General features: G+C 61.3%; 14 protein-coding genes. 3 read left to right on the top strand and 11 right to left on the bottom strand.

Going from position 1 to position 21,982, the window contains the following annotated elements; genetic code table 11:
• Nucleotides 1–13: 13 nt before the first annotated feature.
• From pvrR to AC1RR7_RS15055, 3 genes are read right to left on the bottom strand one after another with little or no spacing between them, the layout of a single operon-like run.
• Nucleotides 14–1,201 carry a response regulator cyclic di-GMP phosphodiesterase PvrR gene (gene pvrR, locus AC1RR7_RS15065; RefSeq protein ID WP_493157883.1) on the bottom strand — a complete coding sequence of 396 codons (1,188 nt, stop codon included), beginning with the start codon at nt 1,199–1,201 and terminating at the stop codon, nt 14–16.
• The gene (locus tag AC1RR7_RS15060) at nt 1,188–4,007 is read right to left on the bottom strand and encodes an ATP-binding protein (protein WP_493066256.1); all 2,820 of its coding nucleotides are present in this window, start codon (nt 4,005–4,007) and stop codon (nt 1,188–1,190) included. Before AC1RR7_RS15060 ends, pvrR begins: the two co-directional genes overlap by 14 nt.
• Nucleotides 4,008–4,061: 54 nt before the next feature.
• Nucleotides 4,062–5,018: a fimbrial protein gene (locus AC1RR7_RS15055; protein WP_493157882.1), complete on the bottom strand. Its 957-nt coding sequence runs from the start codon at nt 5,016–5,018 to the stop codon at nt 4,062–4,064.
• 242 nt (nt 5,019–5,260) lie between these two features.
• Between AC1RR7_RS15055 and AC1RR7_RS15050 the strand changes: the two genes are divergently transcribed.
• Both AC1RR7_RS15050 and AC1RR7_RS15045 read left to right on the top strand, forming a co-directional pair.
• Nucleotides 5,261–6,316, top strand: a complete 1,056-nt coding sequence (locus tag AC1RR7_RS15050) for an alpha/beta hydrolase (protein WP_493157881.1) — start codon at nt 5,261–5,263, stop codon at nt 6,314–6,316.
• Between the two features lie 17 nt (nt 6,317–6,333).
• Entirely contained in the window at nt 6,334–7,485 is a 1,152-nt protein-coding gene (locus tag AC1RR7_RS15045; protein ID WP_493157880.1) for a (R)-mandelonitrile lyase, read from the top strand.
• 6 nt (nt 7,486–7,491) lie between these two features.
• Here the strand turns inward: AC1RR7_RS15045 and AC1RR7_RS15040 are convergent, their stop codons facing one another.
• A complete protein-coding gene (locus AC1RR7_RS15040; protein ID WP_273538315.1) occupies nt 7,492–8,385 on the bottom strand; it encodes a LysR family transcriptional regulator in 894 nt (297 codons plus the stop codon).
• Between the two features lie 215 nt (nt 8,386–8,600).
• On the opposite strand from AC1RR7_RS15040, the gene AC1RR7_RS15035 reads away from it, so the two are divergent.
• The gene (locus AC1RR7_RS15035; protein WP_371858328.1) at nt 8,601–10,526 is read left to right on the top strand and encodes a potassium transporter Kup; all 1,926 of its coding nucleotides are present in this window, start codon (nt 8,601–8,603) and stop codon (nt 10,524–10,526) included.
• Nucleotides 10,527–10,540: 14 nt separating this feature from the next.
• Here the strand turns inward: AC1RR7_RS15035 and AC1RR7_RS15030 are convergent, their stop codons facing one another.
• The 7 genes from AC1RR7_RS15030 to AC1RR7_RS15000 form a co-directional block, all read right to left on the bottom strand.
• Nucleotides 10,541–11,890, bottom strand: coding sequence for an ATP-binding protein (locus tag AC1RR7_RS15030; protein ID WP_493157879.1), 1,350 nt, complete (start codon nt 11,888–11,890; stop codon nt 10,541–10,543).
• Nucleotides 11,866–12,531, bottom strand: a complete 666-nt coding sequence (locus tag AC1RR7_RS15025) for a response regulator (protein WP_096820631.1) — start codon at nt 12,529–12,531, stop codon at nt 11,866–11,868. The genes AC1RR7_RS15030 and AC1RR7_RS15025 overlap by 25 nt, the downstream gene beginning before the upstream one ends.
• Nucleotides 12,532–12,615: 84 nt before the next feature.
• The gene (locus AC1RR7_RS15020) at nt 12,616–13,053 is read right to left on the bottom strand and encodes a hypothetical protein (protein WP_493157878.1); all 438 of its coding nucleotides are present in this window, start codon (nt 13,051–13,053) and stop codon (nt 12,616–12,618) included.
• Between the two features lie 28 nt (nt 13,054–13,081).
• Nucleotides 13,082–13,846: a COG4705 family protein gene (locus tag AC1RR7_RS15015; protein WP_096820633.1), complete on the bottom strand. Its 765-nt coding sequence runs from the start codon at nt 13,844–13,846 to the stop codon at nt 13,082–13,084.
• A gap of 100 nt (nt 13,847–13,946) precedes the next feature.
• Nucleotides 13,947–14,597, bottom strand: coding sequence for a 4'-phosphopantetheinyl transferase family protein (locus AC1RR7_RS15010; RefSeq protein WP_493157877.1), 651 nt, complete (start codon nt 14,595–14,597; stop codon nt 13,947–13,949).
• Nucleotides 14,594–20,740, bottom strand: a complete 6,147-nt coding sequence (locus AC1RR7_RS15005) for an amino acid adenylation domain-containing protein (RefSeq protein WP_493157876.1) — start codon at nt 20,738–20,740, stop codon at nt 14,594–14,596. The genes AC1RR7_RS15010 and AC1RR7_RS15005 overlap by 4 nt, the downstream gene beginning before the upstream one ends.
• The gene (locus AC1RR7_RS15000; RefSeq protein WP_273541345.1) at nt 20,737–21,936 is read right to left on the bottom strand and encodes an ATP-grasp domain-containing protein; all 1,200 of its coding nucleotides are present in this window, start codon (nt 21,934–21,936) and stop codon (nt 20,737–20,739) included. Before AC1RR7_RS15000 ends, AC1RR7_RS15005 begins: the two co-directional genes overlap by 4 nt.
• Between the last annotated feature and the right edge of the window lie 46 nt (nt 21,937–21,982).

Below are 21,982 nucleotides of genomic sequence, written 5' to 3'. Positions count from 1 at the left end.
ACGTGTCTGAGGGTCAATAGGTGCTAGCCGGACCGTCATGGGTCAACAACTGCTGGAACTGATCCGGGGACACGGCATGGGAGATCAGGAAACCCTGAACCTGAGTGCAGTCGATTTTACGCAACAGAGCAAGCTCTTGCGCGGTTTCCACACCTTCGGCGACCACGGTCAGGCCCAACTGCCGTCCGAGGGCGACAATGCTGGTCAGTGCCTGGGCCAGTTCCTCGTTCTCGTTGCAGCCCTGAACCAGCGCCCGGTCAATCTTCAGCTCGGTAAAAGGCGTCGACACCAGGTTCATGTAGGAGCTGTAACCCTTGCCGAAATCATCCTGAGACAGGCCGAATCCCATGATCCGCAACCGGCAGGCACCGGCGTAGAAGTTGCTGATGTCCTGTGGCACCGAACACTCCATCAGTTCAAAGCAGATTTTTCCCGGTACCCCATGATGGGCGTGCACGAACTCGAGAATCCGGTCGGTCAGGTCATGGCTGTTGAGCAGGTGCGTGGGCAGGTTGATCGACACTGGAATGTCGTACCCCTGATCGCGCCATCGGGCCTGCGCCTCGATCGCCTGACCCAATACGTGCCACAGCAGGTGTTCCTCCAGATTGAAGGCTTTGAGCGCCGGTAGAAACAGGCCCGGCAGCATCAAGCCGTGTTCCGGGTGCATCCATCGCACCAGGGCTTCGGCGGCGACGATGCGCCCGTTGGCGAGGGCTTTCTTGGGTTGAAACCAGGCTTGCAGTTGACCATTGCCCAGGGCGTCAAGAATGGCCTGGCGCTCAATGCCCGGAACGGGCAGTGGCTGAGTGGCCTGGCGCAAACCCATGAGCTGGTCGGTCAGGTCGCGCAGGGCCGTGGATTTCACCGGTTTGGAAATCAGTCCGATGACCTTGACCCCCGAATTGCGCGCCACCAGGCTGGCCCCCATCAACATGCGCCGGGAGGTCGCACTCATGATTGCCAGGGCCGGTCGGGCGTGCAGGGCGGCCAGCCCCTGGATGAACTGCACGCCATCCATGCCGGGCATGAGCAGGTCGGTCAGTACCAGATCGAATTCACGTTGTTGCAGACGGGCGAGCGCTTCTGCGCCATCGCGTGCCGCTTCGAGATGAAAATCACCCAGTTCGCTGAACAGGTGCTGCAAGTACAAATGCTGGAAGGGATGGTCTTCGACAATCAGGATGCTACAGCGCTTCATGGGCAGCTCTTTCATAAGGCACCAGGTAATTGAACAGGGCTTGCAGCGTGAACGGCTTGACCAGGCAGTGGTTCATGCCGGCGGCCAGGCATTGGGCCGCTTCTCCGCGCAAGGCGTTGGCGGTGGCGCCGATGATGGGAAGGGTGCAGCCCAGGCGACGTAGCTCCCGGGCCAGTTCGTAGCCATTGAGGCGCGGCATGTTGACGTCGCTGAGGATGATGTCGAACGGTCCGTCGCGCCACAGCGACAGCGCCTCTTCGCCATCGGCGGCCAGCACCACGGTGCAGCCGAGTTCCTCCAGTTGATCACGCAGGATCAATTGATTGATGACGTTGTCTTCGGCTACCAGAATGTGCAGGTTCAGCCGTTTCAGCTCCTGTGGATCGGCGTGTGTCGCAGGTTTTGCCACCCACAATCCCTGTGCCAGGCTGACCGCCTGGTGAATGGCGTGCAGGTCGTTGAGATTGACCTTCCAGCCACCGGACATGATCTGCGGCTCGTGGCTGCCGTCACCAGTGGCGAGCACCAGCGGGCCGGTCCATTCGGATTCAAGGCGTTGCTCGAACGCACCCGGGTGCAACTCGATCAGGATGCTCTGGGAGGACGAACCCTGACGCGGAGGGTGGCCGATCTGCGGGCGTGCGCCCCAGCGTCTTAGCCAGCCGCTGATGACTTCGGCCAGCTCGCGGATCGGCGACACCACGTAGACGATCTCCTGCAGCAATCCTTTCAGATTCGTTTGTACTGCGCTGCCCGAGGGTTCTTCCAGTGGCAGGTCCAGGGAAAAACTGCTGCCCAGTCCCAACTCGCTGACCATGCGGATGCTGCCATTCATCAAGTGGGTCAGGCGCTGACAGATCGGCAGGCCAAGCCCCGTACCGGCCACCACATTGGTGCTGCCGTCGATCTGATAGAAGGGGTTGAAGATCAGCGCCTGATCGTCCTGGGTGACGCCTTTGCCGGTGTCCGAGACCTGCCATTGCAGGCTGGCACGCTCGCCTTCGCGACAGAGCAGCCTGACCCTCAGGACCACCCGCCCGGAGTCGGTGAATTTGACGGCGTTGTTCAGCAGATTATTGAGGATCTGGCGGATTCTCGTGGCGTCACCGATGACCCGTTCCGGCAGTTGCGGGTCCAGGCAGGCATACAACTGCAAGCCTTTGCCCCGTGCCGCGGCGGCATAACCCTGGATCACCTCTTGCACCAGTTGCAGGGTGGAGAACTCGCTCAGTTCCAGCGCCAGTTGCCCGGCTTCGATTTTCGACACGTCCAGCACATCGCAGATCAATTGCAACAGCGTCGCCGATGAACCCTCGATCGCCCGCAGGTAGTCGCGTTGCTGCACATCCAGGGTGGTGCGCGCCAGCAATTCAAGAGTCCCCAGTACGCCATACAGGGGTGTGCGGATTTCGTGGCTCATGGTCGCCAGAAACAACGTCTTCGCATCATTGGCGGCGTCGGCGAGCTGGCGTGCCTGTTGCAACGCTTCTTCGATCTGGGTGCGCGCGCTGATGTCACTGAAGGTGCAGAGCAACACGTCCTCACCCTTGTAGCGGGTGGGCACGCAGCTCAGATACAGATGGCGGCCATCGGCGGTTTCGAAGTAGTCGGTGAGGGGCGGTGCTTCGCCATTGAAGGCTCTGCGAATCCATTCGGGACACAGTTGCTCGCGTTCATCGCCCTGGCCCAGCCATTGTTGGGACAGGGTGTTTTCCAGCACCACCTGGCCATCGGTGCGGCGCAAAACGCACAAGGCCACCGGGGCTGTCTGAATCACGTCGCGGCTGAACAGTTCGCTTTCGACCACGGCCTGGATGCGGTGGATCGTCGGTTTGATGAAGCGATGCTCCATGCGCCGGATCAGCAGCCATACCAGGCTGATACTCAGCAGGCAGAACAGCAGGGCGCCGATCAGTTGCGATGCCAGCGCAGAGAGCAAGGCCCGCAATTCGATGGAGTACACCAGTTGCCAGTCCGATGACTTGAGTTGCTTGCGAATCACCAGATGGTCGGGCAACCAGCCTTCGCCGACCAGACCAAAGAAGTTTTCACGCTGAAGCTGCAAAAGATTCTGGCTCAAGCGTGTGCTTTGGCTATTGGTGAACAGCAACATGCCCTGGGCGTTGAACATCATGAACTCGCCCGCGCTCTGATCGTTCAGCGCGTTGGAGACTTTGCGGCCGTCCATTTCCAGCCCCAGCCAGCCGGAACTCGTGTCGCGCTCGTCGAGGCGAATGAAAATGTACAGCTGTGAATGCCGGGCCGATTGATGTGTCAGCCACAGTTCTTCAAGTGCGGGGGCGTTCTCGCGCTTGAGTGTCTCCAGGCGATTGAGCATGGCCTGGGGAAAGTTCTTTGGCATCGGTGTTGCGGTGTACAGACGCTTGACGTTTGCATCGGTGCCGCTGCTGACGTAGATGAGATTGACCTGTTTGTCCTCCAGGTAATCGCGCATGCGTTGGGTCAGGCCGATACGCCACTGCTTGCCGGGCGTGTTGCCCAGCAGCAGATGAATCTCTTCATCCGAGGCCGGTGGTGTGGTGGCGGGTTTGCGCGTGGCCGACAGGCTGAGGCTTTCGAGCAACGCCTCGCGAGTGGTGAAAAAGGTATGCGCTTCGGCGATGGCGCTGCTCATGTAGCCGCGCCGCCGGGACAGTTCGTTGGTGAAGGTGAATAACAGAAAGTTATAGACCCCGCCGAGGATGCCGATCAGCAACACCAGCGCGAAAATGCGCAACAAGCGCCGCGCCGCATTCGGGGTGGAAAGGATCGGGTTGATTTGATGCAGGTACGACTTCAATCTCATGCCCGCACTGTAGGCAGGCATGAGTTCGATCGATATAAGACGATCCTTAAATGACTACAGATAACTCATGATGAAGGTCACGGCGGTGTTCGCCGTGCCCGCTTTCAACGTGACTTCGGCGAGGCGGTAGTAGGACGCGGACAAGGGAATCCTGAAGTCGGTGTCGGTGGTGTTGAAGCCGTTGAACGGGTAATTGGTGTCCAGTGCGATAGGTTGCCCCGCATCGTTCATCAACTGCAGGCCGATGCCTTTGGCTGTGGACTCGGCATTCAGCGCCACGATGCCTTTCTTCGAGTCGATGACAGTGGTGGTGGCCTTGAGTTGATAGGTCACTTTCTTGATGCCGCGCTGGCACTGGTTCAAGGCAATGTTGTATTTGATCACGCGCGGTGTCGCGCCGCTCTTTTCGAACTCTTCCAGACGGTAGTCGTCACCCATCGCCACCGGCACGGACGGGGTCTGGCAGGAGGCGGTATTCAAGTGAATCGGGTTGAGCAGGTTGAACTTGATGAACACCAGATCACTGACTTGCAGGTTGCCGAGAAAGCCGGCGGCAATCTCGTTTTTCGGCGACAGTTCGCCGGATTTGAAGATCTCCAGCGTGTAGTTCCCGCCATTGGTGGTGTAAGTGCCTGAGCCGATATTGAACGGCGGAGGCATGTAGGTGATGTTGGGGTTGGGGGTGCCGACACGAAATGAAAGTCCGGTCTTGCCCAGGGGATAGGTCGCGTCGACGGGCGCTCCCAGAGCAGGGTTCACGGCGAATCCGTAGCGTGTGGCCGCCGTGCAGGTAAAGATGTGCTCCGCCGCATTGAGCGATTGCTGGTAGATGATGGTGCCAATGGGCGCGTCCTGGGGGACCGTCAAACTGTCCGCCCCCACGTTGGCGCCGAAATTCAGGGTCACTGTCGTGTTGTGTTTATCCGAATAGGTAAACGCACAGTTCGCGGCCATGGCGCCCGAACCCCAGACGAGCGCCATGACGCAGGCAATGTTTGAAAAAACGCGCATTCGTCGCTGTTTGTCGGGTCGTTCCATATTGACGGCGCCACACGGTGATAGAGGAGCCACGCACTCTAGTGGCCGTGGACAGCGCCGGACATCAGGCGATTCCTAGTTTGCCGGGGCAGGTACGCTGATTTGCTGGACTTATGTGATTTTGATATCAGTGCTATCCAATTAGTGCCGTTTATCAATCAATCGCCGAAGGGTAGTTTGCCTCTCCATACCGTATTGATGGAAAGGAGAGGCAAATGATGCGAACCACGATGAAGGCCGGCGTGCTGGCCGCGATGATCGGGATGTCCGGTGCTGAAGTCGAGGCGGCGGATTACCGGCAGAACCCGTTCACCTTGACTTACGGTGGCGCGATCACCCGCAACGAGCCGGGCAAGGTCAACATTCATCCGGTGACCTACACGCTCAATGGCCTGGCCATTTCCGCCAACGTCTACACCCCCGCGAACTACGACCCGGCCCGGCACTATCCCGCCGTTGTCGTCGCGCACCCCAATGGTGGGGTGAAAGAGCAGGTTGCCGGTCTTTATGCTCAGCGTCTGGCCGATCAGGGCTACATCACGATCACGGCGGACGCGGCCTATCAGGGTGCGAGCGGTGGCGAACCACGCAACATCGACAAACCGGCCAACCGTGTCGAAGACATTCATGGCATGGCCGACTTCATTGCCAGCTACCCCGGCGTCGACAGTGCCCATCTCGGTTTGCTCGGCATCTGCGGCGGTGGCGGTTACTCGTTGAAGGCTGCGCAGACCGACAAACGCTTCCGCTCGATTGCCACGGTGAGCATGTTCAATTCCGGGCTGGTGCGCCGCAACGGTTATCAGGACTCGCAACTCGACACCATCCAGCAACGCTTGCAGCAAGCCTCGGCCGCCCGCGCCCAGGAAGCCGCCGGCGGGGAAATCCAATACGTCGGCGATGCCAAACTGACCGATGAGCAGATCGCCAAATTGCCGTTCGATCTGTACCGCCAGGGCTTCGAGTATTACGGCAAGACCCACGCGCATCCCAACTCGACCTTCCGTTACACCCTCAGCAGCCTGCTGGATCTGATGAGTTTCGACGCGACGGACCAGATCGCGCTGATCGACAAGCCATTGCTGATGATCGCCGGCAGCAAGGCCGACAGCCTGTACATGTCGGAGCAAGCCTTCGCCAAGGCCTCCGGAACTCAGGACAAGACCCTGTTCAAGATCGAGGGCGCCACGCACATCGAAACCTATTGGGTGCCGGCCTACGTCGATGTCGCCATGGAACAGCTGACGGCGTTTTACGCCCGAACCCTCTGATTCGAAGGAAGCCATCCATGAACAAAACCTTGTTGGGCCTCGCCATGTGCGCGGCCACACCTTTTGCCAGCGCTGCTGAAGTCGCGGGCGGCGGCAGTGAGCCGTTGAACGCGCAGCAGATCCGTCGTGCAGGTTCTCAGGCTTCATTCGTGGGGCCTGAAGATTATTTCTCCGGTCGGGTGCGCGTCGATCCACTGTTCAACGACACGGGCGAAATCAATGCGTCCGGCGCTTACGTAACCTTCGAGTCGGGCGCTCGTTCGGCCTGGCACACCCATCCTGCCGGTCAACGATTGGTGGTGATTTCCGGTGTCGGGCAGACCCAGGAGTGGGGCAAGCCTGTGCAGGACATTCACCCGGGCGATGTGATCGTCTGCCCGCCGGGCGTCAAGCATTGGCATGGCGCTGCGCCTGACAGCACCATGACCCATCTGGCGGTGACCGGCTCCGTGAACGGCAAGAATGTGGAGTGGCTGGAGAAAGTCGCCGAAGACCGGCCGGTGCCGCCGGCAGCACCGACAGAAGTCGCGGTCTCCGAAGTGCTCTCCGCGAGGCAGCAGGCGATCGTGCCGATTGGCGCGGCCATGGCCAGCAGCAACATGCCGCGTCTCAACACGGCTTTGAATGAAGGACTGGATGCAGGGCTGACAGTCAGCGAAGCAAAGGAAATCCTTGTGCAGCTGTATGCCTACGCCGGTTTTCCACGCAGCCTCAATGCGCTGGGCGAATTGATGAAAGTGGTCGAGGCGCGCAAGCAACGCGGCCTCCACGATGAGCCTGGGCGCGAACCCGGTCACGCCGTGGTGACAGGCGACGCCTTGCTGGCCGTGGGCAAGGCCAATCAGACCCGTATCGCCGGGGCGCCGGTTCAGGGGCCGTTGTTCGACTTCGCGCCGGTCATCAACCAGTTCCTGCAGACGCACTTGTTCGGCGATATCTTCGAACGCGACAACCTGGACTGGCAAAGCCGTGAACTGGCCACGGTTTCAGCCCTGGCGGCTACGCCCGGCGCCGAATCGCAGTTGCGCTCGCATATCGCGGCCAGCCTGCGGGTGGGCTTGAGCAGCGCGCAATTGCGTCAGTTGACGCAGGTGCTGACCCAACACGGAGAAGTCGAAGCGGCGGGGCGCGCCAGCGAAGCACTGGAAAAACACCTGGCCCAACCCTGAGCAGCATCAGCCTCCGTAGCGCAACGCATCACGCAGCAGGGTGAAGGCGGGTGAGCTCTGGCGTCGGCTGGGGTAGTAGAGGTGATAGCCGGAAAACGGCTCGCACCAGTCGGCAAGTACTCGAATCAGCCGGCCCTGCGCGACATGCTCCTGCACCAGGTCTTCCGGCATGTAGGCCAGCCCCAGTCCCTGGAGCGCGGATTGCAGGCGCATGGCAATGTTGTTGAACACCAGTTGCCCCTCGACTCGCACATTCAGGGCTTGCCCGTCCTTCTCGAATTCCCACAGCAGCAGGCTGCCATGGGTCGGCATGCGCAGGGTGATGCAGTTGTGTTCCATGAGATCGGGTGGAATCAGCGGTTTGCGATGGCGGGCGAAGTACGCCGGGGAGCCGACTACTGCCATGCGCATGTCCGGCCCGATGCGCATCGCGATCATGTCCTTGGCCACCTGTTCGCCCAGCCGCACGCCGGCGTCGAAGCCTTCGGCGACGATGTCGGTCAGGCCGTAATCGACGATGATCTCGACATTCAGGTCGGGGTTGTCAGGCATCAACTGTGTGAGGACGGGTTGCAGGATCGTGATTGCGGAATGCTCGCCAGCGGTGATGCGCAACTTGCCGGCCGGTTTGTCGCGAAACTCGCTGAGCAAGGCCAACTCGTGATCGATCTCCTCGAACCGGGGCGCAATCACTCGCAACAGATGCTCACCCGCTTGGGTCGGCAGGACGCTGCGCGTGGTACGCGCGAGCAAACGCACGCCTAGACGCTCCTCCAGTTGACGCATCGCCCGGCTCAAGGCCGGTTGTGACATGCCCAGTTTCGCCGCCGCACGGGTGAAGCTGCGCTCTTGCGCCACCGCCGAAAAGATTGCGAGCAGGTCGTAGCTTTCAACGGACATTGATGCGCCCCTGTTATGAACTGCTGGCGATTATGCCATCAGCCATAACAATCAGCCGACCTTAAAAGCATGCGGGTTTGTCTGGGGCGGATCGATTTTTTACGCATTCTTTACGGTGGAGGATTTTGTTCGCATCGATACTGGCCGCGTTTTTTTGACCGCACCGCAGCCTTGTATGCCTGAAGGCCCCGGTCAGCGTATTGCCCAAGGATGGCATGCCACTTCTTCCCGCCGTTCGAGAGCCGCGACCCTTGAGTAAAAACAACGAAAATTCCCCGTCCAAATCCTCAGGCGCAGCCATGCTGGTGGCCGCTGTCGGTGTGGTTTACGGGGATATCGGCACCAGCCCCCTCTACACCCTCAAAGAAGTCTTTTCCGGCCACTACGGCGTGCAGCTCAATCACGACGGTGTGCTGGGCATTCTGTCGCTGATTTTCTGGTCGCTGATCTGGGTGGTCTCGATCAAGTACGTGCTGTTCATCCTGCGGGCCAACAACCAGGGTGAGGGCGGCATCATGGCGTTGACGGCATTGGCCCGTCGCGCGTCGGCGCCTTACCCGAACATGAGCAAAGTGCTGGTGCTGCTCGGACTGTTCGGTGCGGCGCTGTTCTACGGCGACAGCATGATCACCCCGGCGATCTCGGTACTCTCGGCGGTCGAAGGGCTGGAGCTGGCGTTCGACGGCATCGAGCACTGGGTGGTGCCGCTGTCGGTGGTGGTGCTGGTGGCGCTGTTTCTGATCCAGAAACACGGCACGGCGCGAATCGGCACGCTGTTCGGCCCGGTCATGGTGCTGTGGTTCGTGGTGCTGGGCGCGCTCGGGGTCTACGGCATTTTGCAGCGCCCCGAGGTGTTGCAGGCGCTGAACCCGATCTGGGCGGTGCGTTTCTTTACGGTCCATCCGGGCATGGGCGTGGCGATTCTGGGCGCAGTCGTCCTGTCGCTGACCGGTGCGGAAGCCTTGTACGCCGACATGGGCCATTTCGGTCGCAAACCGATTGCCCGTGCCTGGTTCATGCTGGTCCTGCCCGGTCTGGTCCTGAATTACTTTGGTCAGGGCGCATTGATCCTCGGCAACCCGGAAGCGGTGCGTAACCCGTTCTATCTGCTGGCCCCGGAATGGGCGCTGCTGCCGATGGTCGCGCTTTCCACGCTGGCGACGATCATTGCTTCGCAAGCGGTGATTTCCGGTGCGTTCTCCCTGACGCGCCAGGCCATCCAGCTGGGCTACGTTCCGCGCATGTTCATCCAGCACACCTCAAGCCAGGAGCAGGGCCAGATCTACATCGGCACCGTCAACTGGGCGTTGATGGTCGGCGTTGTGCTGCTGGTGATCGGTTTCGAATCCTCCAGCGCCCTGGCTGCCGCTTATGGCGTGGCGGTGACGGGCACCATGTTGATCACCACGCTCCTGTCCGCCGCCGTGGTGTTGTTGCTGTGGAAGACGCCGCGCTGGCTGGCGATTCCGATGCTGTTCGGTTTTCTGTTGGTGGATAGCCTGTACTTCGCGGCCAACGCGCCGAAGATCCTGCAGGGCGGTGCGTTCCCGGTGATCGCCGGTATCGGTCTGTTCTTCCTGATGACCACCTGGAAACGCGGGCGCAAGATCATCGTCGAGCGGCTGGATGAAACCGCGTTGCCGCTGCCGTTGTTCATCAGCAGCATTCGTGCGCAACCGCCTCATCGCGTACAGGGCACGGCGGTGTTCCTGACGGCGCGGGCCGACGCGGTTCCCCACGCGCTGCTGCACAACCTGTTGCATAACCAGGTGCTGCACGAGCAGGTGGTGCTGTTGACCGTTGTGTCCGAAGACAGCCCGCGAGTGCCGGTGGATCGTCGTTTCGAAGTCGAGTCCTATGGCGATGGCTTCTTCCGGGTGAACCTGCATTTCGGCTTTACCGAAGAGCCGGATGTGCCGCTGGCGCTGAGCCTTTGTCACTTGGCCGAACTGGATTTCAGCCCGATGCGCACCACCTACTTCCTGAGTCGTGAAACGGTCATTCCGACCAATCGCATCGGCATGGCCAAGTGGCGCGAGTACCTGTTCGCGTTCCTGCTCAAGAATGCCAACAGCAACCTGAAGTACTTCAAGTTACCGTTGAACAGGGTCATCGAGTTGGGGACGCAGGTCGAAATGTAAGGACGGGAAACGGCTCAGGGCTGCTCGATGCTGACGGTGACACACAGACCGCTGCTCTCGATGACGTCGGTAAACCCCAGATCAACCTTGAGCCCCGTGCGATCGGCGATCGCCTTGACGATGGACAAACCCAGCCCCGAGCCCGACTCATCGGTGCCCAGGCTGCGATAGAACGGGTCGAAGACACGCGCCTGTTCTTCCACGGCAATCCCCGGGCCGGTATCGCTGACTTGCAGGATCACCGTCGCTTGCTCCTGTTTGACCGAGAGGTCGATACGCCCGCCGGGCGGGGTGTAGCGGATGGCGTTGTCCACCAGGTTGCGGATCAGGATCAGCAGGTCGGTTTCGTTGATGCTGACCTGCACGTCTTCGCTGCTTTCGACGCCGATATCGATATTCTTGCGGTCCGCCAGCGGCAGCAGGTCTTCCAGAATCCGCCGAAAGATGTGCAGGACTGAAACGGTGCTCGGCGCTGCACTGGAATTTGACTGCGCGGCGGCCAGGCTCAGCAGTTGATCGATCAGGTTCCTGCTGCGCTCTATGCCTCGGGACAACGGCAACAGGCGTTCGCGGGCGGCTGCCGGCATTTCCGTGGCGGCCAGTCGTTCGGCCTGCAGGGACAGGGCGGTCATGGGCGAGCGCAGTTCGTGGGCCGCATCGGCGACGAAACGCCGCTGGTTGTCCACGGACTGGGCGACGCGGGCGAGCAGGCGGTTGATGGCCACCACAAACGGCCGGATCTCGCTCGGCACATGGCTTTCGTCAATCGGGTGCAGGGCTTGTTCGTCACGCTGGTCGATATCGGCCGAGAGCATGGCGATGGGGCGGAACATCTTGCGCACCAGATCGCCGACCACCAGCAACAGCACCGGAAACAGGATCAGAAACGGCAGCAGACTGCGCCAGGCGCTTTCGCGGGCCTCCTTGTCGCGCACGCCGGTTTCCTGGGCGACGACGATGCGCTCGCCTCGGGCCGTGGTTTTGACCAGCACCCGGAAGTCTTCATCGGTCACCTTCAAGGTCGACAGGCCATCGGACAGGGTCGTGGGGAAGGGCAGTGGCAGCAGGGCGTCGTCGTTGCCGACCGCTTGGCTGCCGTCGGCCAGGTATTGCACGATGACCCGGGATTCTTCGTTGTCGTCATCTACCGCCTGAGCGGCGGGGTAGTGCAGGGTCATTTGCTGGCGGTCGAACAGCGCCGCCACCTGGCGCAAGGACTCGTCCTGCATTTCGTGGGCCTCGTCCAGCGCCGAGACGAAGGCGAAAACCGCCGCCAGCAGCGCGACGATCAGGATGGCCAGCGACAGCGTGACCGACAGCCGCAGTTGCACCGAATCCCTCAGGCGCCTTTTGAAACCATCCATCCCATTCCCCTGACGTTCTTGATGACGTGACTGCCGAGTTTGCGTCGCAGGGCGTGAATCAGAAACTCCACCGCGTTGCTTTCCACTTCGTTGCCCCAGCCATAGAGCCGGTCTTCCAGTTCACTGCGCGAGAGGATCGCCCCCGGCCGGATCAACAGGGCCTGCAACAGGGCGAATTCGCGACTGGACAATTGCACCTCCGCGTTTTCCGCAGTGGTGGCTTGTTTGGACACCAGGTCCAGCGACACCACGCCGTTGTCGAGCAACGACAGGGCGCTGCCACCCTTGCGCCGCAACACTGCACGCATCCGCGCCAGCAGTTCGGCCATGTCGAAAGGTTTGAGCAAGTAATCGTCGGCGCCGCCATCGAGGCCACGCAGGCGATCGTCGAGACCGTCCCGGGCGGTGATGATCAGCAACGGCACCGGGTTGTTGCGAGCGCGAATGCTGTCGAGCACGTCCAGTCCGTCCTTGCCGGGCAAGCCGAGGTCCAGCAACACCAGGTCGTAGTGCTGGGTGTCCAGCGTGGCCAGTGCGGTGAGCCCGTTTTTCACCCAGTCAGTGGCGTAACTGGCGTCGTTCAGCGCACCCTGAATGGCATCGCCGATCATCGGATCGTCTTCGACCAGTAATATCCGCATGACCCGCTCCCCAAAAAATAGCGCGACGGGCAGGGCCGTCGCGCTTGTATTGAAGCATCTGTGCAAGGGTTTGTCCGGCCCGGATCAGGCGTTGCCCTTCAGCGAGTCAAAGGCTTTGAGCAACTCGTCCATCCGCGCCTTGCAGTCTTTCTGCTGCGGGGCGCTGGCACGCAAGGTGTCGAGCGAGCGGTCGATAGCCTTGTCCAGCATGTGCCAGTCCCCGGCGGCACGCGGCTTGATCCCGGCTTCGGCCGAGTCCCAGGCAGTTTCCAGATCCTTGATCCGGGTCTTGGCGCCGGGCAGATCGTTTTTGTCGACGAGGGCGGCGACATCGGCCGCAATCGTGCGGAACTCGGACAGATCACCCAGTTTGGAGGAGGCCTGGCCTTGTGTGCTGACTGCTCCCGCAGCGGCGTTTGCAGCAGGCTTGTCTGCCGGTTTCGAGCAGCCGGCAGCAATGCTCAGCAGGCAGATGGACGAGACAATGGCGACGTGACGAATGAGGTTTTGAATCTGGCGCATGACGATTCCTTGATGAACAGTTGAAGGTTTATTCAGTGATTGCTTTGCGATTGCCGGTGCTGATCTGCGCGGCCGTCACCAGCAGGACGATGACGCAGAGGAAGATCGCGCTGGTCCAGGTCGCGCCCATGCCGAGGCCTCCGTAGGTTTTGGCCTGGGTCAGCAAGTCGCCGAGGGACGCGCCGAAAGGGCGGGTCAGGATGTAGGCGATCCAGAACGTCAGCACCGTGTTGCCGCCCAATCGCCAGGCAATGAAGGTCGCGGCGATCAGTGCACCGAAGATGACGGCGCCGACGGTGAAGCCCAGGCCCAGCGCTTCGGTCGCCAGGTCGCCGGCGGCCGTGCCGAGGGCAAAGGTGCAGAGCACCGTGGCCCAATAGAACAGTTCTCGACGCGGGGTGACGATTTCGCGGATCGACAGGCTGCGTTCCGTCCGGTACCAGACCAGGAAATTCACCACCAGCAATACGGAGAACACAGCGGTGCTGGTGTAGAGGCTGACGTCCAGCATGTCGGTCAGGATGTCGGTGATCTGCGTGCCGACGATGCTCACCAGCACCACGGTCAGCCAGTAGATCCAGGGTGTGTAGGCTTTGGTACGCAATTGACCGAACAGCGCAATGGCCAGCAGCGCGGCCATGCCGAGGCTGGTCGGGCCCGCGCCGAAACCGGCATCGACGGCCAGAAAGTCGGCACCGGTTTCACCCACGGTCGTGGACAGGATCTTGATCACCCAGAAGGACAGCGTCACTTCGGGTACTTTGTTGAGCCAGTCGGCTATGGCGGGTTTCATGGGTGGGATGCCTCTCCTGAGCAGCGCTGGAAGTGCGCAGGGGGAGAAGGTATCCAGTGAAACTTAGCTGAGCCTGAGGACGGAACCTTGCGGTCTTGTTTCAGCGCTCGCGCAAGGCGACGGCGCTGTAGAGACGCTGTTCATCAAACGCGTATCGAACATCCACCGTGAAGGGGGCGAGGCAGGATTCCAGATCGGGCGCCAGGCTGTGGATTGCGCAGTGTCCCGGTTCGGCCAACAGTTCCACGATCAGGTCACCGGCGCGCACGTGGCGTTGGCAGAAGGAGAAGATGGCTTTGTAGAACGCCTCCTTGATGCTGAACTGCAATGTGCCTTCGCAGAAACCTTGTGTCGCGAAGTCTTTTGTCGGAGAACGGCCCAGCACCCGTCGATATAACGGCGCCTCCAACGGTCGGTTGCTCTGGGCATCAATGCCCAGGGCTGCGATGTGTCGCTTGAGGACGAGGGCCGCCGCGCAGTAGTTGTCGGTGTGCGAGATGCTTCCGCAGACACCGGGCGGGAACAGCGGTTCGCCCCCGGAGCCCTTGCCGATTGGCAGGCCCGGGAATCCGAGGTGCACGAGCGCTGTGCGGGCGCAGTTGCGCCCGGCAGTGTATTCGCGAAGGCGCTGCCGGTTCATCCCGACCGTCAATCCGCGTTCCGCTTCGAGCAGGCCCGCAGACCACATAGCGCGGTCGCGGGCCTCGACGATGCAACAATCTTCCCCAAGCAAGGTCGTAAAGCCCGTCATGCCCGGTCCAGCTCAACCGGCCGTGTGATCGGCGATGGTTGCAGTTCCTCCTTTATCAACGCACCGAGCGTTTCGACTTGCGGGGTCGTGAGCATGGACATGTGGTCGCCGGGGACATCCTGCAACTCGGGTACCTGGAGCAGGAGTTGCTGGCTGACACGCACAAATCCCGCTCGCAGTTTTTGCCGCAGGTTGGCGTCTTGCGCCAGAAAGACGGCAACCCTTCCACTGAACCTGCCGTCGGGTACATAGCCGGCGAAAATCTGGCAATGCTGCCTGTAGAGCTCATGAGCGGCGGTTCGTAACTGATGTTGCAATGCGTGGCTGCCCGGATCTTCCTCGGTGGATTCCAGCCATTCGGGAAGCGCATCCGGTTGTGCGCACAGTCCTGCCTGCTCTTCCAGTACTCGCGGGTCGATCAATGTGGCATCCAGCAGGATCAGTCGTACGGTTTTTGATTGCTGCTCCAGCAAGCGTGCCGTCTCAAAAGCGATCGTGCCCCCGAAGGAGTGTCCCAACAGCGTGATCGGCTCCTCGCTCCCACGGTTGAGGATCACGTTCGCGTAACGGATGGCGAGTTCCTGGACGCCGAGCAGGTGCTCGCCGTCGCGGTAGGTCTCGAAGGGCTCCAGCGCATGGAAGTTGCACGTTGACGCCAGTGCTCTGGCCAACTGGAAATAGGCAATGCCATGCATCCCGCAGCCCGAGAATCCATAGACGTCGGGCAAGCCCGGTTGCTCGAACCAGCGTGTGATTTTGACCTCACGGGAATCGCTCACGGTGCTCTGCTGATCCAGGAAGCGGCTCAGCGCCTCGACGGTCTGGTGATCGAAGAACGTGCGCAAGGACAGTTGGCGGTCGAATTCGCGGTTGATACGCACCAGACAACGAATCGCCAACATCGAATTCCCGCCCAGTGCGAAAAAGTTGTCGTGCACAGACACCTGTTCGACCTGCAGGACCTGGACCCAGATGGCGGCCAGTCGATGTTGGGTGGCGGTTTGGGTGGCGACGCTGACCGTCTCGCCCGAGGTGGGTGGGGGCAGGCGGCTGCGATCGATCTTGCCGCTGACGTTCAGTGGCAATTGCTCCAGAAACACCCAGGCGCTCGGCACCATGTAGTCCGGCATGACGCGTTGCAACTGCAGTTTCAGGGCATCACGCTGCAGCGTCTGTCCAGGGCGCGGGACGACGTAGGCAACCAGTTTACGGGTGGCGGGATCGTCCCCGTGCGCGGTGACGATCGCCTGCCTTACGCAAGGACAACGTCTCAAGGCGGCCTCGATCTCGCCCAGTTCGATCCGCAACCCACGGATTTTCACTTGGAAATCGATACGGTCGAGGTAGATCAGGCGGCCATCGGGCAATTGGCGCGCCAGATCTCCCGTGCGGTACATGCGACTGTCCGGCGGGCCGAACGGGTCGGGCAGGAACCGTTCTGCGGTGAGGTCAGGACGATTGATGTAGCCCCGCGCCAGGCCATCGCCAGCGATGTGGATTTCCCCTGTGCAGCCCACTGGAACCGGATTCAGATAGCGATCCAGTACATACAGGCGAGTATTTTCCACGGGGCCGCCGAGGGTGGGGGACTGGCCGGCAACGATGTGCGCGCGACTGGAGTAGATGGTGGTTTCGGTGGGTCCATAGAGGTTCCAGACACGGCGGGCGAAGGTACGCATGCCGTCAGCCAGCGCATCGTCCATGGCTTCACCGCCACTCATGGCGGTGTCCAGAGTCAGCTCGACCTGGCTGTCGATCAACATGCGCCACGTGGCGGGTGTCGCCTGCAGGACTGTTACGCCGTATTCGTTGGCCAGTCGCGCCAGGGCCATCGGATCAGAAGTGTCTTGCTTGCTGGCGAGCAGGATCCGGGCCCCGCTGATCAGCGGGAGATAGACCTCAACGGCAAAGATATCGAAGGCGGCCGAGGTCACGCTCAGCCAGACGTCCGAAGCCGTCAGCCCCGGTGCGGCCTGCATGGCCGCAAGCAGATTGCTCAGGGCCCGGTGTTCGATCTGCACGCCTTTGGGACGCCCCGTCGAACCTGAGGTGAACAGGCAGTAAGCCAGCTGTTGCTGACCGACCTCGATCTGTGGATCGGTCGACGGCTGGCCTAGAAGGGTCTCCCGATCCCGGTCCAGGCAGATCGTCGGCAGCGCACTGTCAGGCAAGTGTCCGCGCAGATCGTCACAGGTGAGAATCAACCCGACTCCGGCGTCATCCAGCATGGTTGCGATCCGCTGCGCGGGATACATCGAGTCCAGCGGCAGATAAGCCCCTCCGGCCTTGAGAATGGCCAGCAGACTGCTGATCAACCGGGGGCCGCGTTCAACCAGTAGCGCCACGACGGTTTCCGCTCCCACCCCTTGCGCGCGCAAGTGCCAGGCCAACTGGTTGGCCTGACGGTTGAGGGTCGCGTAGCTCCATGCCTGCCCTTCAAAAATCAGCGCAGTGGCCTCAGGGGTTCGTTGGACCTGTTCTTCAAAACGCTGGAACACCGGCAATTGCTGTGCGGCACTGAGTACCGTGGCATTTCGGGTCAGCGATAGCGAAGGGCAGTCCATCGGGGCCAGAGGCAACGTGTCGATCGGTGCCTCGGGAGTGTGTGCGAGGGCTTTCAGGATGGCCTCGAAGTGCCCCGTCAGGTGCGCCATCGTCTCGACGTCGAATTGATTGGCGTCGTATTCCAGACGGCCTTCGAGCGCTGTCTGAGCTGAATGTGCCAGCAGCTTCAGGTCACAGCCGAGGCTCTGAGGCCGGGGCGAATCGGATTCTCCTCGTTCGAACATGACGGGCAGGTGTTCAACGGTCGGGCGATCACCTTGTCGGGCCAGTTCTGCCAGCACACCTGCAAAATCCGCATCGGGATTCTGCTCGGCGTGTGCATGGGCTTCACTTGTCAGAGACACCACCGCTGCAAGGCTGAGTCCGCTGCGAAGGCGGGTGCGCAGAAGCCGTGTATCGACCAGGTTGCCGACACCGCCTTCTGCTTTGCCAGGGTGGCGACGCATCGGGGTGTAACCGAGGCAGATCTCGTCCTGTTGGCTGTAGCGATACAACAAAGTGTTGAATGCCGCGATCAACGCAATATCGAGTGTCGTGCCATGGTGTGCGGCCAGGCGTTCGATGGGCTCAAGCGTTGAGGGCTCGATACGCCAGGCGGCTACACCACGCTGACGTGGCCGGGAGGAAGGCGAAACACCGGTTCGAGGCAGCTCCAGGGTCCATGAGCGCTGAGGCGCTGGCGGGCGGGTGATCGACGTTTCGGTGGGGGCCGTGGCGGGTTCTTCACGTTGCAGCCAGTCCGGAGGCGGCAATGCCTTGCGGTCGACCTTGCCATTGAGGTTCAGCGGCAGGCGCTGCAGCGCTATCCAGGTGTCGGGCACCATGTAGTCGGGCAAGCCGTGACGCAGCGTGCGGCTCAGTCGTTCGGGGTCGAGCGTGTATTGGTCGGTGCAAACGAGGTACGCCACCAGCCGTTTTTCGCCTGGGGAAATGTCCAGAGCGATGACCACCGCTTCACGGATCCCGTCGCAGGCCAGCAGTTGATTCTCGATTTCCCCCAGTTCGATGCGGTGCCCGCGAATCTTCACCTGGAAATCGATACGGCCGATGAACTCAAGTGTGCCGTCGGCGCGGCGGCGTCCCAGGTCGCCGGTCTTGTACATCCGGCTGCCGACAGGGCCGAAGGGATTCGCGATGAACTTTTGCTCAGTCAGCTCCGGACGTTTGAGGTAACCCTGTCCGACGCCGATCCCGGCGATATGGATTTCGCCAGCCACGCCATCCGGGGCGAGATGCAGTTGTTCGTCCAGCACATACACCTGAACACCAGGAATGGCCTGGCCCAATGGCATTTCTGCAGCGACTGCGGTCGATTGCAGGTCTTGCCTGCACCAAGTCGCAACGTCCGAACACTCGGTCGGCCCGTAAGAGTTGACCAGGGTCAGCGGCCTGCCTCGCAATTGCTCGATCAGCGAGCGGTCGACCGGTTCGCCACCCAGTACCAGCGTGCGCAGGCTGGCGGTTCGGGGCGAGGCGGCAAAAGCCCGGAACGCGGACGGCGCGCAGTTGAGCCAGGTCGGGCGATAGGCCGTGAGGGCCTTCAGGAAACCGCCGGCATTGGCAGGCGAATGGGCTGGAATCATGAGGCATGCACCGGCGCACAAAGGACCCAGAATGTTCTTCTGGGTGAGGTCGAAACCGATCGAACTGGCGAGCATCACCCTGTCGTCGACAGACATCTGCAAACCGTCGCGGACATACCATTGCACCAGGTTGGCAAACCCCCGGTGATAGTTGAGTGCGCCCTTGGGACGTCCCGTGGAACCCGAGGTGTAGATGCAATACGCCAGATCGTCCATCGCCACGTGCCATTGCGGGTCCGTCGAGTCGAACGCAGCGAATTGTTCGGGCTCCTCCACGGCGATCGACTCCACCGATTGACCCTCGAAGCAATCCTGCAAATGACGGGAGGTCAGTACCGTTCGAACAGCCGTGTCTTGCAGGATGAAATGGATTCGCTCATCCGGATTGTCCGGGTCGATGGGCAGATAGGCACCCCCGGCCTTGAGCACCGCCAGAATGGCGACGACCATTTGTGGGCTGCGCTCAATGCAGATGCCCACCAGTGCGTTGCGGCTGACACCGGCAGCACGCAATCGCCTGGCCAACTGATTGGCCTGGACATTGAGTGCCCGGTAGCTCAAACGGGTGTCCTGGAAAACCAGTGCGACAGCGTCCGGAGCACGGCGCACCTGTGCTTCAAACCAGCGGTGTACAGGCAGGCCAGGGGCGAGTGGCATGTCATCCCCGGTGCACGCGAGCTTCACGGGCGCGAGCAAGTCACTGACGGCGGCGCCCGGATCACTCAGGGAGGCGGACAGAAGCCGCTGGTAGTCTTCGGCGAGTGCCGCGACATCGGAGGGGGTGAAAAGCATGTCGTCGAACTCGAACACGGTGTCAAAGCCACTGTCGGTCTCGACGATTGCCAGGTTCATTTCGAAGGCGGCGGTGATGTTGGTGCTGGGTAGCAGCTCGAACGTGCAATCGCCGACCTGCACGGGCAGCCGTTGTACGGAGGCATGGTTGAGAAAGATCCGGAACAGCCCGCCCGAGCCGGCTTCCTGGCCCAGACGCAGGTGGCCGACCAGTTCGTGAAACGCCAGATGGCGATGCATCATGGCGCGCAGCACTCGCGCCCGAACATGCTGCAACAGCCCGGAAAACGACAGGCCGCGCGTCAGGCGCAGCCGCAGCGGAACCACGTTGACGAACAATCCGGTCAGGTCTTTCTGGTCGGCGTTGTCACGGGTGGACAGCGGCATGCCAAAGATCATGTCTTCGGCGCCGGTGTGCCGATGAAGCAGCAGCGCGCAGACGGCCATGTGGACCATGAACGGTGTGAACGTGCCGGGACCGGTCAACGCCCGCAATTGCCCGGTGGTTGTCGGTGTCAGTGTGTTGACCACGTCGCGGGCCTTGCGCGCGCGTTGTCCGCTGGCAGGCCTGGCACAAGGGAAACGCTGGGGGGCAGGGCGATCCGCCAGTTCCGTGAGCCAGTAACCCAGCGAATCCGATGGGGTGGTGGTCTTTTGGCGATTCACGTACTCGCTGTAGGACAGCGGCAGAGGGGACGCTGTATCGGTCCCGCCGGTGATTGCCGTGTAACGGGCCAACAGATCGCGCCACAGAATCTCGATCGAGCTGCCATCGAAAACCAGATGATGGATGACTAACAGCAACACATGTTGCTCGGGCCCGGTTCGCAGCAGCACACAACGCAACAGCGGACCGCGGCTGATATCCATCGGCCTTTTCAGCAACGCATCGATGCGCGCCGCAAGGGTATCGCGCTCGTCGTCGGCGATCACCACGTGCTCGAGGGTGGCGTCGAAGGTGCCGGAAATGATTTGGCGGGGAGTTTCTCCCTCCAGTACAAATCGCGCGCGCAGGTTGTCGTGGCGCTGTACCAGCCAATTGATGGCTTGCTGCAAGGCAGGGATATCGAGTGGGCCATCAATCGATACACGCACCGGAATGTTGTGGGAGGTGGCGGCCTGGTTGACCTGTTCGCTGATCCACAGACCTACCTGAGTGTCGAGCAGCGGCAATGAGCAATCGTTGGGAAGGGTCGGGTTCATGAGGCTTGTGTCTCGACTTCACAGGTTTCCAGCCAATCGAAAATCTGCAGTGCGCGATCCTTGGATTCGCAGGTGAAAAAGGCCGTCAGCACGGTTTCCAGGGCCACCGGAGGCGCCATGACGAACTCGCCGTTGCTGCGGTGCTGGATGATGGTGCCGGCGCCCATTTCGCGGCATTGCGCGACTGTCTTTTCGATGGATTTCAGCACGCCGCTTTTCTTGACGCTGAAGTCGTACTCCAGGCCGATTCGGCGCTGCGGCAGATCCAGTTTCAGTTGCGGCGTATTCAGTTTGAGGTCGACGTCATAGACATCCAGCCCGAGGCAGATGTCCATCAGATAACGGGACGAGATGCCGCCACCGGAAATTCTCGGGGCCAGTTCCAGGATGTAGACCCGTTGGTCGGGCGTGATGCGAAACTCGGCGTGGAAGGGCGACTGATCCAGCCCGACGGCCGCAATGATCCGGCGCAGCGCAACCAGGAAAGGCTCACCCGCCTGCATGTCGAACGGTCTGGAAATCTGGGCGTTTTCGTGGAATGTCGGGCCTTCCAGACGTGGGTATTTATGGTGCAGCAGCAGGGGAGTGATTTCGCCATCCAGCACATAGCCATCCACCGAGAACTCTTCACCGTCTATGTACTCTTCAATCAGGATCTGCGAGCCGCCACGCTGGCTGGTCATCAATGAGCAGACCCGACGGGTCAGCGTCAGCGCCTTGTTGAACGCGGCCTGGTCATCGACCCGGATCACCCCGGCGCTGTAGAAGCCGTTGGAGGGTTTGAGCACGACCGGCAGATTCAGCGACGCCTCGACCTGCTGCCATGCCTGCTGTGCGCTCACATCCTGAGGCAGGCACAGATAGCGTGAAATGAAATCGGCGGTCGCGGGGACCGACTTGAAGGCCGCTTTGTCTGTCAGCGCGAAAATGGCGTCCGGATCGCGCGCGGGCAGCCCGAAGAGGCGCTTGAGGACATCCACCTGAACCTGGAACCCGTCGTTGAATGAGACGACATGGTCGAACCGTTGCCCGGCGCCGACGGCCTCCAGTGCGGCGGACAACTGTTGTTCCCAGGCGCTCTTTTCGTTCTGCAGCAGTGCGGGCGGTACGAAACAGACGACTTCTCTGCCGTGTTCGCGGCAATACGCAACATAATCCTGAAGGTCACTTTCACGGCCAAGGGCCAGAATCTGCATCATCTTTCCATCTCTGAATACAAAGTCATCGGGCGAGACGGCGCCG

The organism is Pseudomonas sp. GW821-FHT11G12 (assembly GCF_058808055.1).
Note: the sequence above shows the minus strand (reverse complement) of the source record. Positions and strands in the feature narration are given on the sequence as shown.